At 39.0% G+C, this 14,185-nt stretch carries 14 protein-coding genes and 1 pseudogene; 10 read left to right on the top strand and 5 right to left on the bottom strand.

Annotation, left to right across the window (positions count from 1 at the left end; translation table 11 throughout):
- The 3 genes and pseudogenes from K6V43_RS03865 to K6V43_RS03875 form a co-directional block, all read left to right on the top strand.
- Positions 1-170: rRNA adenine N-6-methyltransferase family protein (locus tag K6V43_RS03865; RefSeq protein WP_222381826.1), on the top strand; the 170-nt coding region annotated here is incomplete at its 5' end.
- 169 nt (positions 171-339) lie between these two features.
- A pseudogene (locus K6V43_RS03870) lies at positions 340-600 on the top strand (topoisomerase C-terminal repeat-containing protein); the annotation flags it as partial.
- 151 nt (positions 601-751) lie between these two features.
- Entirely contained in the window at positions 752-1,030 is a 279-nt protein-coding gene (locus K6V43_RS03875) for a helix-turn-helix transcriptional regulator (RefSeq protein ID WP_024407057.1), read from the top strand.
- 694 nt (positions 1,031-1,724) lie between these two features.
- Here the strand turns inward: K6V43_RS03875 and guaA are convergent.
- Positions 1,725-3,275, bottom strand: a complete 1,551-nt coding sequence (gene guaA / locus K6V43_RS03880) for a glutamine-hydrolyzing GMP synthase (protein WP_222381778.1) — start codon at positions 3,273-3,275, stop codon at positions 1,725-1,727.
- Between the two features lie 272 nt (positions 3,276-3,547).
- Between guaA and K6V43_RS03885 the strand changes: the two genes are divergently transcribed.
- From K6V43_RS03885 to xerS, 7 genes are all read left to right on the top strand, one after another.
- Positions 3,548-4,246 (top strand): GntR family transcriptional regulator, encoded by a 699-nt coding sequence (locus K6V43_RS03885; RefSeq protein ID WP_024392131.1) that lies wholly within the window; start codon positions 3,548-3,550, stop codon positions 4,244-4,246.
- Positions 4,247-4,351: 105 nt separating this feature from the next.
- Positions 4,352-4,684: a putative DNA-binding protein gene (locus K6V43_RS03890; protein ID WP_024392132.1), complete on the top strand. Its 333-nt coding sequence runs from the start codon at positions 4,352-4,354 to the stop codon at positions 4,682-4,684.
- 12 nt (positions 4,685-4,696) lie between these two features.
- Positions 4,697-6,271 carry a signal recognition particle protein gene (gene ffh / locus K6V43_RS03895; RefSeq protein ID WP_222381780.1) on the top strand — a complete coding sequence of 525 codons (1,575 nt, stop codon included), beginning with the start codon at positions 4,697-4,699 and terminating at the stop codon, positions 6,269-6,271.
- Positions 6,272-6,428: 157 nt separating this feature from the next.
- Positions 6,429-7,451 carry a sugar transferase gene (locus K6V43_RS03900; RefSeq protein ID WP_024404687.1) on the top strand — a complete coding sequence of 341 codons (1,023 nt, stop codon included), beginning with the start codon at positions 6,429-6,431 and terminating at the stop codon, positions 7,449-7,451.
- Positions 7,452-7,639: 188 nt separating this feature from the next.
- The gene (locus K6V43_RS03905; protein WP_024404686.1) at positions 7,640-8,305 is read left to right on the top strand and encodes a SatD family protein; all 666 of its coding nucleotides are present in this window, start codon (positions 7,640-7,642) and stop codon (positions 8,303-8,305) included.
- Positions 8,306-8,359: 54 nt separating this feature from the next.
- Positions 8,360-8,881, top strand: coding sequence for an AAA family ATPase (locus tag K6V43_RS03910; RefSeq protein ID WP_222381782.1), 522 nt, complete (start codon positions 8,360-8,362; stop codon positions 8,879-8,881).
- Positions 8,882-9,123: 242 nt separating this feature from the next.
- Positions 9,124-10,194, top strand: coding sequence for a tyrosine recombinase XerS (xerS, locus tag K6V43_RS03915; protein WP_105129416.1), 1,071 nt, complete (start codon positions 9,124-9,126; stop codon positions 10,192-10,194).
- A gap of 64 nt (positions 10,195-10,258) precedes the next feature.
- On the opposite strand, the gene K6V43_RS03920 is transcribed toward xerS, so the two are convergent.
- Genes K6V43_RS03920 through K6V43_RS03935 form a run of 4 tightly spaced genes read right to left on the bottom strand, consistent with a single transcriptional unit; the run spans position 10,259 to position 14,158 of the window.
- A complete protein-coding gene (locus K6V43_RS03920; RefSeq protein ID WP_222381784.1) occupies positions 10,259-11,767 on the bottom strand; it encodes a phosphohexomutase domain-containing protein in 1,509 nt (502 codons plus the stop codon).
- A 52-nt stretch (positions 11,768-11,819) separates the two neighbouring features.
- Complete coding sequence (locus K6V43_RS03925; protein WP_105107152.1) at positions 11,820-12,551, bottom strand: carbon-nitrogen hydrolase family protein; 732 nt, start codon at positions 12,549-12,551, stop codon at positions 11,820-11,822.
- A 9-nt stretch (positions 12,552-12,560) separates the two neighbouring features.
- A complete protein-coding gene (locus tag K6V43_RS03930) occupies positions 12,561-13,496 on the bottom strand; it encodes a sensor histidine kinase (RefSeq protein ID WP_222381786.1) in 936 nt (311 codons plus the stop codon).
- Positions 13,493-14,158 carry a response regulator transcription factor gene (locus tag K6V43_RS03935; RefSeq protein ID WP_222381828.1) on the bottom strand — a complete coding sequence of 222 codons (666 nt, stop codon included), beginning with the start codon at positions 14,156-14,158 and terminating at the stop codon, positions 13,493-13,495. Before K6V43_RS03935 ends, K6V43_RS03930 begins: the two co-directional genes overlap by 4 nt.
- Between the last annotated feature and the right edge of the window lie 27 nt (positions 14,159-14,185).

Consider the following 14,185-nt stretch of genomic DNA (forward strand, 5'->3'; position numbering starts at 1 on the left):
ATACGTACTTTGTTTCAAAATGGGTCAATCGAGAATATCGTCAACTGTTTACTAAAAATCAGTTTCATCAAGCAATGAAACACGCCAAAGTAAACAATTTAAGTACCATTACTTATGAGCAAGTATTGTCTATTTTTAATAGTTATCTATTATTTAACGGGAGGAAATAATTCTATGAGTCGCTTTTTTAAATTTGGAAAGTTACACGTTACTAAAGGGAATGGAGATAAATTATTAGATATACTACTGACAGCTTCCAAGAAGCTAAAGAGGTCCCTAGCGCCTACGGGGAATTTGTATCGATAAGGGGTACAAATTCCCACTAAGCGCTCGGGACCCCTTGTAGGAAAATGTCCTAAGTGTGGCAACAATATTGTATTAAAAAAATCGTTTTATGGTTGTTCAAATTATCCTGAATGTAAGTTTACTTTAGCTGAACATTTTAGAAAGAAAAAACTAACCAAAACGAATGTAAAAGAATTACTGGAGGGAAAAGAAACCCTGGTAAAAGGAATCAAAAACAAAGAGAAAAAGCCCTACAATGCCGTTGTAAAAATTGGGGAAAAGGGATATATTGATTTTATCTCTTTTTCAAAATAAACATAAAAGCCCTTTAAAGAGGGCTTTTATATATTAATCACAAATCACTTATCACAAATCACAAGTGATTAATCACTTGTTTATTAAGATATTAAAAGCTATAATTTAAATAAAGCGTGAATTTTATGACACAAAAAGAGGGGGGAGAAACTTGGAACTAGCATTTAGAGAAAGCTTAAAAAAGATGAGAGGTACCAAATCAAAAGAAAAATTCTCCCAAGAATTAGAAATGAGTAGATCAAATTATTCACGAATAGAATCAGGAAAATCAGATCCAACCATAAAAACACTAGAACAAATTGCAAAGTTAACTAACTCAACGCTAGTAGTGGATTTAATCCCAAATGAGCCAACAGAACCAGAACCAGAAACAGAACAAGTAACATTGGAGTTAGAAATGGAAGAAGAAAAAAGCAATGATTTCGTGTGAATAATGCACGAAATCATTGCTTATTTTTTTAAAAAGCGATATACTAGATATAACGAAACAACGAACTGAATAAAGAATACAAAAAAAGAGCCACGACCAGTTAAAGCCTGAGAAACTTTAACTGCGAGCCTTAATTGATTACCACCAATCAATTAAAGAAGTCGAGACCCAAAATTTGGTAAAGTATTTAATTACTTTATTAATCAGATACTTAAATATCTGTAAACCCATTATATCGGGTTTTTGAGGGGATTTCAAGTCTTTAAGAAGATACCAGGCAATCAATTAAGAAAAACTTAGTTGATTGCCTTTTTTGTTGTGATTCAATAGTATTTAAAGGGGAGGCGAAAGAGTTACCTAAAAAAATACCTCTAGGGGATGACTGGAATGCCTTGCAATCAAATAGGTATACGAATTTTAACAATCTATTTACTTCAGCAAATACTGATGAATTATTTTCAAAAACATTTGAAAACGATGGAGACGAACGTTCTTATCACAGTGAAGAATTTGATGACGGATTTGAAACAAATCAATAGTATATAAAAAGAATTAGCCAGAAAAAATTTCTAGCTAATTCTTTTTTCGGGGGGATTTAGGGGGGAATCAAACGAAGATTCACCCTTTTTAGACTAGTTTGTTCCTGCTAAACTGCTGTAGAATCGCTATTTTGAAGGTAAATCAAGCCTCTCCATTATTCCCATTCAACTGTTGCTGGTGGCTTACTTGTGATATCGTAGACAATGCGGTTGACGTGAGCTACTTCATTTACGATGCGGACAGAAATTTTCTGAAGAACTTCCCAAGGAAGTTTGGCGAAGTCAGCCGTCATTCCATCGACAGAAGTGATAGCGCGAATAGCAATCGTATAGTCGTAAGTACGACCGTCTCCCATAACCCCCACTGAGCGTACGCCAGTATTGACCGTGAAATACTGCCAAACATCGCGGTCTAGACCAGCTTTGGCAATCTCTTCGCGCAAAATGGCATCTGAATCACGAACAGTTTGGAGTTTTTCTTCTGTAATTTCACCCATAACGCGGATAGCAAGACCTGGACCCGGGAATGGCTGGCGCCACACAACTTCGTCAGGCATGCCGAGAGCAGTACCTAGGGCACGAACTTCATCTTTAAATAATGTATTGAGTGGTTCGATTAATTTGAATTGCATATCTTCAGGCAAACCACCAACATTATGGTGAGATTTGATGGTTTCAGCTGTATCTGTACCGGACTCAATGATATCGGTATAAAGTGTTCCTTGAGCCAAGAATTCAACATCTGTTAACTTGCTCGCCTCATCGTCAAATACGTAAACAAATTCATTACCGATGATTTTACGTTTTTTCTCTGGATCAGATACGCCAGCAAGCAAATCTAAGAAGCGTTTAGCCGCATCAACACGGATAATATTCAGTCCAAATTTACCGCCTAGCATCTCCATGACTTGATCGCCTTCATTTTTACGAAGAAGACCGTGGTCAACAAAGATACAAGTCAATTGATTACCGATAGCACGTTGAAGAAGAACACCAACGACAGATGAGTCAACACCACCAGAGAGACCGAGTAAGACTTTCTTATCGCCAACTGTTTGACGAATTTTTTCGATTTCAGTTTCTATGAAGTTTTCCATCGTCCAATCGCCACGTGCACCACAGATGCCAAATGCGAAGTTTTTCAAAATGTCATTACCATAAATAGAATGACGAACTTCTGGGTGGAATTGGATACCGTAGATACGGCGTTCTGTGTTTTCAATTGCTGCGTAAGGACAGTCAGATGAAAGACCAACAAGATGGAAATCTGCTGGGATTTCTGTGACAGCATCGCCGTGGCTCATAAGCACTAGTTGCTCTTCAGGTGTATTCGCAAATAAAGCTGACTCGGTTTTCAATTGTAGGTTAGATTGACCATATTCACGATTTCCAGCTTCACCAGCAGGCACAACCTTACCACCTAGCTTGTGAGTGATGAGTTGCATTCCGTAACAAATACCCAAGATTGGAATACCCAATTCAAATATTTCTGGATCAATATCGAAAGCATTCTCTGCGTAAACAGAGTTAGGACCACCTGAAAGTACAATACCAATTGGATTGATGGTGCGAACTTCATCGGCAGTTATTCTGTGATTTTTCAATTCTGAAAAGACACCAAATTCGCGAATACGACGCGAAATGAGCTGATTGTACTGGCTACCATAATCTAGTACAATGATTTTTTGGACATCTTGTTTTGTCATGTTTTACCCTTTCGTTTTGAAATAAATTCAAATACTAGTACATATTTTATCATAAAAGCGAACATTTTCCAAACTATATTTCATAAATATCTGTTTTGCAAACTATGAGTAATTTATAAAAACAAAGTGTTCGTATTTTTCTATTTTTTACATTGCTTATTTTAGGAAAAGCTTTCTTATTGTTTGCGGTATCATTTTTCCACATAAAAATCGGTCTATTTTTGTCAAATGAGAATATTTTTGGTACACTAGAAAGAAAAAGGTTGGTCGAGATGAAAGCAGCATATATTACGATTCATGATAAGATAAAGGAACAAATTGACCAGGGGATTTGGACCATCGGTCAGCGCTTGCCGAGTGAAAGAGATTTATCAGAAGAATTTGGAGTATCTCGCATGACCTTACGGCAAGGCATTACGCTATTAGTAGAAGAGGGAGTCTTGCAACGAAAAGTGGGTTCTGGCACCTATGTAGCCAGCACTCGAGTGCAAGAGAAGATGCGGGGAACAACTTCCTTTACTGAATTGGTACTGCTTCAAGGGAAAACACCTACGAGCAAGCTCTTGTCATACACTCGTACAAAACCAAACGAAAAAGAAATTGAAGAGCTCGGTTTGTCTCGAGGGGAATCAATCATTCGAATGGAACGAGTTCGCTATGCTGACAATGTACCGGTTGTTTATGAAGTAGCCAGCATTCCGGAGCGTTTGATTAAAAATGTTCCAAAAGAAGAAGTAACCAATCATTTTTTTAAAACACTAGTAGATAATGGTTATCGTATTGGAACAAGTAAGCAAACAATCTTTGCTCGTTTGGCGAATGAAAAAGTTGCTCAGTACTTAGAAATTACTAAGAATCAGGCTATACTTGCTTTAAAACAAGTTTCCTATTTGGAAGATGGTCAAGCATTTGAATTTGTTAATAGCCAATACGTGGGCGAACGCTTTGAGTTTTATTTAGAAAATAATTGACATACATTAAATTATGTAACATATTTTAGAAAATCCGCTTGTTCTTTCAATAGATGACGGATTTTCTTATTTATAAAAGATAAAAATTTTGATATAATAAAGTTTATGGAAATTGAAAAAACCAACCGAATGAATGCTTTATTTGAATTCTACGCAGCCTTGCTGACGGATAAGCAAATGAACTATATTGAGCTCTATTATGCAGATGATTATAGTCTGGCAGAAATTGCTGAAGAATTCAATGTAAGTCGTCAAGCGGTGTATGATAACATTAAACGAACAGAAAAATTGCTGGAAGACTACGAGATGAAACTACATATGTACTCTGATTATGTAGTGCGTAGTCAAATTTTTGATGAAATTCTTACTAGGTATCCGGGTGATGATTACTTAGAGGAGAAAATCGCTATTCTAACTAGTATCGATAATAGAGATTAAGAGGAGAAGTATATGGCTTTTGAAAGCTTAACAGAACGTTTGCAGAATGTCTTTAAAAATCTGCGTCGTAAAGGAAAAATTTCTGAGAGTGATATTCAGGAAGCAACCAAGGAAATTCGTTTGGCCTTACTTGAGGCTGACGTGGCCTTGCCAGTTGTAAAAGACTTTATCAAGAAAGTACGCGAACGTGCCATTGGTCATGAAGTGATTGAAACCTTGAATCCTGCTCAACAAATCATTAAAATCGTTGATGAAGAGTTAACAGCTGTATTGGGGTCTGAAACTTCCGAACTCATTAAGTCTCCGAAAATTCCAACTATCATTATGATGGCTGGTTTGCAAGGGGCTGGTAAAACGACTTTCACAGGAAAGTTGGCTAATAAACTCAAGCAGGAAGAAAATGCTCGTCCACTCTTGATTGCTGCCGATATTTATCGTCCAGCTGCCATAGACCAGTTGAAAACACTTGGTCAACAAATTGATGTACCTGTGTTCGAGTTGGGCAATCAAGTTCCTGCTCTTGAGATTGTCCGTCAAGGTTTAGAACAAGCCAAAGCCAATCACAATGACTATGTCTTGATTGATACGGCTGGTCGTTTGCAAATTGACCAAGCCCTTATGGCCGAGTTAAGAGAAATCAAGGAATTTGCCCAACCAAATGAAATTCTCTTGGTCGTCGATGCCATGATTGGTCAGGAAGCTGCTAATGTTGCACGTGAATTCAACGATCAATTGTCCATCACCGGCGTGATTTTGACCAAGATTGATGGTGATACTCGTGGTGGTGCAGCCTTGTCTGTTCGTCACATCACAGGTCAGCCAATCAAATTCACAGGTACAGGTGAAAAAATCACCGATATCGAAACCTTCCACCCAGATCGTATGTCTTCGCGTATTCTGGGTATGGGGGACATGCTGACCTTGATTGAGAAGGCGAGCAAGGAATATGATGAGAAGAAATCATTGGAACTCGCTGAAAAAATGCGTGAAAACACCTTTGATTTCAATGACTTCATTGACCAATTAGATCAAGTTCAAAATATGGGCCCGATGGAAGACCTTCTCAAAATGATTCCAGGTATGGCTGGAAATCCCGCTCTTTCCAATCTAAAAGTCGATGAAAAACAAATTGCCCGTAAACGTGCGATTGTGTCATCAATGACGCCAGAAGAGCGTGAAAATCCGGATTTATTGACTCCTAGTCGCCGTCGTCGTATCGCTTCTGGATCAGGAAATAGCTTTGTTGAAGTCAATAAATTCATCAAAGATTTCAACCAGGCTAAGTCAATGATGCAGGGAGTTATGTCTGGTGATATGAACAAAATGATGAAACAAATGGGTATCAACCCAAACAATCTTCCTAAAAACATGCCAAACATGAATGGTATGGATATGTCTGCTCTGGAAAATATGATGGGAGGAGCTGGTATGCCAGACATGAGCCAACTAATGGGTGGCGCAGGTATGCCAGATATTTCTCAAATGTTTGGTGGTGGTTTGAAAGGCAAAATCGGTGAATTTACCATGAAACAGGCCATGAAACGCCAAGCAAATAAAATTAAAAAAGCTAAAAAGAAGAGAAAATGATATTTATACTCTTCATAATAAAAAGTCATTGTATGGCTTTTTATTATGAGAAATTCCGTAAATTAACTGAATGCAAAGCTAATTATTCTGTTATTTTATAACGCTGTGTTGATAGCGATGTTCAGAGATTATTAAAAAGAAAAGGTTACTATAAGAAATGAGAACACACATCACAAATCTATACGGGCACTCACCTAATAGCATTGCAATGATTGCCCAAAATACAGTGGCAGACATAGCTCGACAGCTTGGCTTTCGTGAAATTGGAATCTATTCTTATCCAGTTCAAACTGATACTGCCAGTGAATTAAGAAAGCGAATGGATGGAATGTTTGCTTCAGTTGGAAACAACGACATCGTAATTGTACAATCCCCATCGTGGAATTCAACTGAGTTTGATGAAATTTTTGTCAATCGATTAAAACTATATCATAATATCAAGATTATTATTTTTATTCACGATATAGTGCCCTTAATGTTTAAATCAAATGAATATCTTATGGAGCAGACGATTGAAACGTATAATAAAGCAGATTTGTTAGTTGTTCCATCGGAGAAAATGTTGTCTGAATTACGTCGCAGAGGCTTAAAAACTGAAAAAATTGTCATTCAGCATATGTGGGATCATCCAACATCAGTAATATACCATAGACCAAAATTTGCTAGAAAAATACAATTTGCGGGATCTCCTCAACGGTTTTCTTTTGTAAATGATTGGCACTATGAAATACCTCTACACCTCTATACTACAGATTCTGTCTCAGCAGATTTGACAACAGTGATCAACGAGGGATGGAAAGCTGAACATGAGCTTTTGAATTCACTAGCAACATTAGGTGGATTTGGATTAGTTTGGTCTCAACAAACAGAAGAAAAATATTATGAGTTGAATAATTCCTACAAATTGAGCACCTATATAGCTGCAGGAATTCCAGTAATTGTACAAGATACCCTGTCTAATTGTGCGATAATCAAAGATAATCATTTAGGATTAGTTGTAACTTCTCTAGAAGAAGCTGTAAAAAAACTATCAACAATAACTGAAGAAGAATATAATGCGATGGTAGAAGCAGTGCAGAACTACAGAGAATTAATTATAAATGGCTATTTCACTAAGAAATTACTAATTGATAGTGTACACTCTGTACTATCAATTACCAAGCCTAGCAGTGAACAATAAAAGAAAATATTCTTAAAAGCAATCTGGAATAAGAAATCTAGATTGCTTTTTTTGAAAAAATAGGATTAAAGGAATAGAATCAACATAAAAACACTGTCAAAACGGAAATAAATATAAATTTCCGTAAAAATGGACATTATCAATAATGTCTGGTAAAATAGAAATATCTATAAAAATAAAGGGTTATTATGAACTATATTGCGATTGTCGGATATATTATCTATTCAAAAAAAGTATCTAATCATTCACAGATTCAAGAATGCTTAAAACTGCAACTAAATAGGATTAATCATTCCTATTCACAAGAGTTTGCATCTCCATTTACAATCATAAAAGGAGATGAATTTCAAGCATTGTGCAAGCCGAATCCTCATATTTTTCTAATGATTGATAAAATTCAGTTGGCTTTTCGTGATGAACTTGAGTTTCGATTTGGAGTCGGTTTAGGGGAGATCTTTACAACTATTGACCCCAAACAAAGTATTGGAGCAGATGGACCAGCTTATTGGGAAGCACGTAAAGCACTTGACATTGTTAAAGGTAACAATGATTATAGTACCAGCAAACTGGCTTTCTCTTCAGAATACAAGCAAATAGATCGTGTTATCAATCCCTTGCTTAATTCTAGCGATTTCATTAAGGCAACATGGAATAAGTCACAAACTGATTTTTTTATGACTTTAATCAGCAATAACATATACGAAGAGAAATTCAAACAAAAGCCAATAGCCGAAAAAATGAAATTAAGTCAAAGCGCCTTCACAAAACGATTGAAATCTAGTGGAATTAAGCTCTATATTCGTAATCGGAAAACTGCGATAGAATTGATTATGCAATTAAGTCAGAAACAATAGTTTACATAATTTATTTTGTGTAAACTTTTTTGTAAAAATAGAAAGGAATGCTGTATGATTATTTGGTTAAACGGTCCATTCGGTGTCGGAAAGACTACTTTAGCAAATATATTACACAAACGAATAGAAAACTCATATCTATATGATCCCGAGTTACTAGGTGATTTCTTACAACATCAATTACCTCAGACTGTATGTCCTGAAGATTTTCAAGATTATTCCGTTTGGCGACAGATTACTTATAAAATAGTATTTGATTTAGCGGCTAAAACTGATAAGATTATTATTATTCCCATGACAATCTATAAGAAAAAATATTATCAGGAGATTATTCAGCAATTGATAAAGGATAAGATTCCTTTGGAACAGTATATTTTGCTAGCTGACAAAACAACCATTTTAGAACGTTTAGATAATCGAGTCAATGAAGACAACATCTGGGCCAAAAGTCATCTTGATGTTTGTTTAAAAGCTTTTGAAAGTCATATCCCGGGGCAAAGGTTAAACACAGACAGTTTGAAGCCAGAAGAGGTTGCGAAGGAGATTCTAATGCTCAGTAAGTTTACCGTGAAATAATATAGATTCTTGGTTATTTTTCCTAAAAAATTTTTTTGGTTATAGTTGTAATATCCCTACACACATCTTTCCGAAAAACTATAATTTTCTTGAAAGTTATATGCGGTTATGCTATACTACTAGTCATATAACCGGAAAAAATTTTTTCTCAAAAAATGTACATTATTCTTGGAAAAACTGGATTTTCTAAGGGGTATTATTTTGTACTTTTCAAACTAGTAAACTAAAATCAGGAGAAAATGATGAGACGCGAGTTGTTATTGGAAAAAATTGATCAACTGAAGGAAATCATGCCTTGGTATATCATGGAATATTATCAGTCAAAGTTGGCTGTGCCTTACAGTTTTACCACCTTGTACGAATACTTGAAAGAATACCGTCGTTTTTTTGAGTGGTTACAGGATTCAGATTTGGTCACTGTTGAACGGATTGCTGACATTCCGCTAGATGTTCTGGAACATCTGACCAAAAAAGATATGGAGTCCTTTATTCTATATCTGCGAGAGCGTCCCTTGCTGAACGCCAATACAACGCAGAATGGTGTGTCGCAGACCACCATTAACCGTACCCTGTCGGCACTTTCTAGTCTCTTCAAGTATTTAACCGAAGAAGTGGAAAATGAGCAGGGCGAGCCCTACTTCTACCGTAATGTCATGAAGAAGGTGTCGACCAAGAAGAAGAAGGAAACCTTGGCAGCGCGGGCTGAGAACATCAAGCAGAAGCTCTTTTTGGGCGATGAAACCATGGAGTTTTTGGACTATGTCGATAAAGAATACCAGGTAAAGTTATCCAAACGTGCCCTCTCCTCCTTCCAGAAAAACAAGGAGCGGGATTTGGCGATTCTGGCGCTTCTCTTGGCTTCTGGCGTCCGTCTGTCAGAAGCGGTAAATTTGGATCTTCGAGACGTAAACCTCAATATGATGATGATCGAAGTAACCCGTAAGGGGGGCAAGCGGGACTCGGTTAATGTGGCAGGGTTTGCTAAGCCCTATTTGGAAGCCTATATGAGCATCCGTCAGCAGCGCTACAAGGCTGAAAAAACGGATACAGCCTTCTTTCTGTCCGAATACCGAGGTCTGCCCAATCGTATCGACGCTTCTTCTATTGAAAAAATGGTTGCCAAGTACTCTGCGGACTTCAAGATACGTGTGACACCCCATAAACTCCGTCACACGCTGGCAACACGGCTCTACGACGCCACCAAGTCGCAAGTTCTGGTCAGTCATCAGCTGGGCCACGCCAATACCCAGGTCACCGACCTCTACACCCATATCGTCAACGATGAGCAGAAAAATGCACTGGATCAGTTGTAATGTTGCTTAATTTTAATTATGTAAACCAATAATGGAGTAAGCTCAAACTTACTCGTGTTTTCAATTATAGCAATGCTTTCAATTTGTCCTGATTGACTGCTGGGTACTGGTCCAAAAAGGCTGAAAGTGTTCGTAAAACAGCTGGAATATAGCCAGTCTGGTCATTCTCCACCTGCAAGACCAAGAGTGGCTCGTGGAGGCTCATACGGAGCAAGAGCCTCCACGAGCCATAAGGCTCAGTCAGGTCAAACCGCACTCCTTCTTCGTTTTCTGGGTTAAAAGCAAAGCCTTCGAGGCTGGTGTTTCTGAGATCAGCAATGACCTGTTCACCCAGTGCTCGATAGTCTGCCACTTCTAATTTGAAACGCACTTCTTGGGTTTCAAGCGGTTGTTTAAGCTGGGCAATCAAGTCGTCCAAGGACTTGCCTTCCGCTTGCAGTTTGGGTAAGAGCATGAGAATCTTAGCCGCTACATACGTTCCGTCATCGAGGAAGTAATTTTCCTTAAAGGCAGCATGTCCAGATGTTTCGATAGCCAACTGGCAATCAACTCCCTCTTGATTGGCTAAAATAGCACGGTTGATGACATTACGGTAGCCTGAAATATAGCGAATTTGTTTGCCTCCCAGGCTTTCTATAAAGACCTTAAGGTGTTCAGTCGTTGGGGAATTGGTCACAATGCTGGTTCCTGGATGTTCAGCTAGGATAATCTGGCTGAGAACGGCAATCAGGTTGTTACGATTGAGAATTTCTCCTGACTTGGTGACCAGGGCGGCACGGTCAACGTCGGTATCAAAGATAATGCCTAGGTCTGCACCTTGCTTCAAGACAGCCTGACGAATGCTTTCCATAGCTTCCTTGTTATCTGGGTTTGGAACATGGTTTGGGAAAGTTCCGTCTGGGTCTAGGAATTGTGAGCCTGTGGTATCTGCTCCCAATTCTGCCAACACTTTCTCAGCAAAAAATCCGCCTGCACCATTTCCAGCATCGACGATAATATTAAGACCTATCAGTGGTTTTTCTTGTCCACCACAGGCGGTACGAATTTTACCAACCAAGTCTTGGGCATAAGGCGTAATCAGGTCTGCGGTGGTCACACTTCCAAGGGATGAAGCTGGCAAGTCTTCACTATGCGAGAGGATGAAGTCAATATCTTCGTGCTCTGCTCCGCCATTTTCCGAAAAAATCTTAATGCCGTTGAAGTAATAAGGCAGGTGGCTAGCAGTGATCATGACACTAGCGTGGCACTTGAACTGAGGATACTGGGTGCTCATGAAAAGGGCTGGCGTGGTGGCCATGCCGAAGTCAATCAGCTGAACTCCCAGACGAACGGCTTCTTCTGTAAAGGCTGCGACCAAATCTGGACCGCTGAGTCGGCTGTCTCGACCGATACCGATGGTCAATTGGCCTTTTTGATAGGCCTGCGCCAGTTCTGGCTTTTGAGTTAGCCAATGAATCAGTCCGCGAACCACTTCCTTGGTGGCTTGTGGAGTGAGATTGACGGCGTATTCGTCTGTAGCGATAGCAATGCCACGAATATCTGATCCATTTTGCAAGACGTGATGGTGGGACATAGTAACCTCCTATTTCAAACTAAATTTAGTATATCATATTTTCAAAGCGGTTTCAAAAACTTGGTAAATCAACTATGCAAACCCCATTTTTACCTAGTTCAAGCTGTTTGATGATCTTTCCGTTTGAAAATTGAAAGGCTCCACCACGGGCTGTCTGACCTGCTAGAGTATCAAATGAATTCACCATGAACACAGGGGTATTCAATTTCTCTGTCTGCTCGCAATAATCTTGCTTGCCTTCTTTATTCCATAAGTCTTCTGAATAATTGATATAAACAGACCAAAGAACGCAATCATAGTCTAATTGTGCCAGCTGATCAATCAAGTGATCATACCAAATATCCCCACAAATTGCCGTTGCAAATCTTTTGTTTTTGTATGTTAGGGCTGAAAATTCTTTTCCTTCTCGGTAATTCTCATTGTCCGTTTCTTTCCAGCCCTTTGAAATTCTTCGGTAGCAATCAAGTATCTGACCTAAGTGATCAATGAATATTTGGCTGCTGTATAAATGTTCACCAAGAAGTTCAATAAATCCGACTGACAGAGCTGTTTCATACTGTTTGGCTAGTTTTCTTAAGGTTTGAATTGGCTGTGAGTCCAAACTACAGGCTAGTTGACAATCGTCCCAAAAATTCCAATTCAATCCGTAAAAACCTTGCAGATAGGCTTCACCAAAGACCAGCAAGTCACAAGCTGTATTATTTTTAAGATATTCTTCAATACGATTTAATTGTACTTCAATTTGCCCATGCGACATCAGACCAGCTACTAATCCAATTTTCATACTCTTCTCCTATTGACGAATCGTAACGATTGTCCCAACTTCCAGTTGACTTTCCACGGAAATAGCTAGTTCCAACTGATTCAAGACCCGCTTGGTTAGATACAAGCCAAATCCTGTCGCTTTTTGGTGTTCACGGCCATTAAAACCTGTAAAACCTTCGTCAAACAGGCGTGGAATGTCTTCTGCCAGAATCCCAATTCCCGTATCGAAAATGGAAATTCCTCCATTCAATTCAATGGCCACCTTTCCACCAGTCTTATTGTACTTGAGGGCGTTGTCGATAATCTGTGATAGGGCAAAACTAAGCCACTTTCTGTCGGTTTTCAGTAGCCAATTTCCATCGATGATCACTGAAATGTCCTTTTGCAAGAACTGATTGCGGTATTTTTTGACCAAATCCACCACCACTTCTCTTACTTCCACCTGCTCAAATCGAAAATCGCTGGCATGGTTGGTCAGCTTGAGGTAGTTGAGAAGATTGGCCATGTAATTATCCAAGCGTAAGAGCTGGTGATTGACATCCTGCTGGTTGAGATTGTCAGTCTGGCTCATCAAAGACAGGGCAGCCAAAGGCACTTTCATCTGGTGGGACCACATTTTGACCATAGCTTGCAGGTCTTCTTCTCGTGACTTATAGACCAAAAGCTGCTCCCGCGTCGCCTCCTTCTCCGCTTCAATCAAGTTGAGATAGGCAAGGTCCACAGGCTTATTCAGCAGGGGCAGAGCTTCTTCATGGACATAGTCTTCCAAGGCTTTTATGCGGTTGCGAAACTTCCAGAAAAGCCCTACAGTCAGTAGGATTAAAAAGGTTAGGGACAATAGCAGAGCGTTTTGCAGGAATTCGGTGGGCAGTTGATAGAGAAAGAAAAGCAAGATAAAACTAGTAGCCAGAACAATGTAGGAGAAGTAAAAACTCCGGTATTCACGGATAAATTTTGCTATCATTTGACCAAGTACCCCACGCCACGAACGGTATGAATACGTTCAAACCCGACCTCGCTCACCTTCTTACGCAGTCTGGTCATGTTGACATTGAGCGTATTCTGATCGATAAATTCTTCATTTTCCCAGAGTTTTTCCAGGAGTTCTTCCTTGCTAACAATCTGCCCTTGTCGTTCTAGTAAGGCGGACAAAATCTTGGTTTCCGTAGGAGATAATTGAACCTGCTCCAATTCGCTTGAGAATCGTCCGTCCAAACTAAGCTGGAACTGGTCGATAGACAAATCGGTTGATTTGCTGAATTGATTAACCCGACGCAAGAAGGCGCCGATTTTGGCATCCAAAATTCCTAGTGAAAATGGCTTGGAAACAAAATCATCACCACCCATGTTCATAGCCATAACCGCATTCATCTCATCATCGCTAGAGGAGATAAAGATAATGGGCATGGTCATGGTTTTACGGATTTCTGTCGTCCAGTAAAAACCGTTGTAATAGGGTAGGCTAATGTCCATCAGCACCAAGTCTGGTTTGATTTCAGCAACTTCCTGACTGACAGCCCGGAAATTCTGCACACTTTCCACTTGATAAGATTTTCCCAAGTGTTGCTTCAAGAGTTGGACAATCATCTCATCATCTTCAACAATATAAATCTTCTCTTTTTTCATCTTCTTCATTCTGCAAAAGCCAGGACA

The sequence above is a fragment of the Streptococcus suis genome (assembly GCF_019794615.1).
Lineage (GTDB): Bacteria > Bacillota > Bacilli > Lactobacillales > Streptococcaceae > Streptococcus > Streptococcus suis_AI.

What these genes read in the sequence shown, in the direction of transcription:
- K6V43_RS03925 (WP_105107152.1), bottom strand. Translation starts at nt 12,551, where the DNA reads ATGAAAATTGGATTAGTAGCTGGTCTGATGTCGCATGGGCAAATTGAA.
- K6V43_RS03910 (WP_222381782.1), top strand. Translation starts at nt 8,360, where the DNA reads ATGATTATTTGGTTAAACGGTCCATTCGGTGTCGGAAAGACTACTTTA.
- K6V43_RS03885 (WP_024392131.1), top strand. Translation starts at nt 3,548, where the DNA reads ATGAAAGCAGCATATATTACGATTCATGATAAGATAAAGGAACAAATT.
- guaA (WP_222381778.1), bottom strand. Translation starts at nt 3,275, where the DNA reads ATGACAAAACAAGATGTCCAAAAAATCATTGTACTAGATTATGGTAGC.
- K6V43_RS03920 (WP_222381784.1), bottom strand. Translation starts at nt 11,767, where the DNA reads ATGTCCCACCATCACGTCTTGCAAAATGGATCAGATATTCGTGGCATT.
- K6V43_RS03890 (WP_024392132.1), top strand. Translation starts at nt 4,352, where the DNA reads ATGGAAATTGAAAAAACCAACCGAATGAATGCTTTATTTGAATTCTAC.
- K6V43_RS03935 (WP_222381828.1), bottom strand. Translation starts at nt 14,158, where the DNA reads ATGAAAAAAGAGAAGATTTATATTGTTGAAGATGATGAGATGATTGTC.
- K6V43_RS03900 (WP_024404687.1), top strand. Translation starts at nt 6,429, where the DNA reads ATGAGAACACACATCACAAATCTATACGGGCACTCACCTAATAGCATT.
- K6V43_RS03905 (WP_024404686.1), top strand. Translation starts at nt 7,640, where the DNA reads ATGAACTATATTGCGATTGTCGGATATATTATCTATTCAAAAAAAGTA.
- xerS (WP_105129416.1), top strand. Translation starts at nt 9,124, where the DNA reads ATGAGACGCGAGTTGTTATTGGAAAAAATTGATCAACTGAAGGAAATC.
- K6V43_RS03930 (WP_222381786.1), bottom strand. Translation starts at nt 13,496, where the DNA reads ATGATAGCAAAATTTATCCGTGAATACCGGAGTTTTTACTTCTCCTAC.
- ffh (WP_222381780.1), top strand. Translation starts at nt 4,697, where the DNA reads ATGGCTTTTGAAAGCTTAACAGAACGTTTGCAGAATGTCTTTAAAAAT.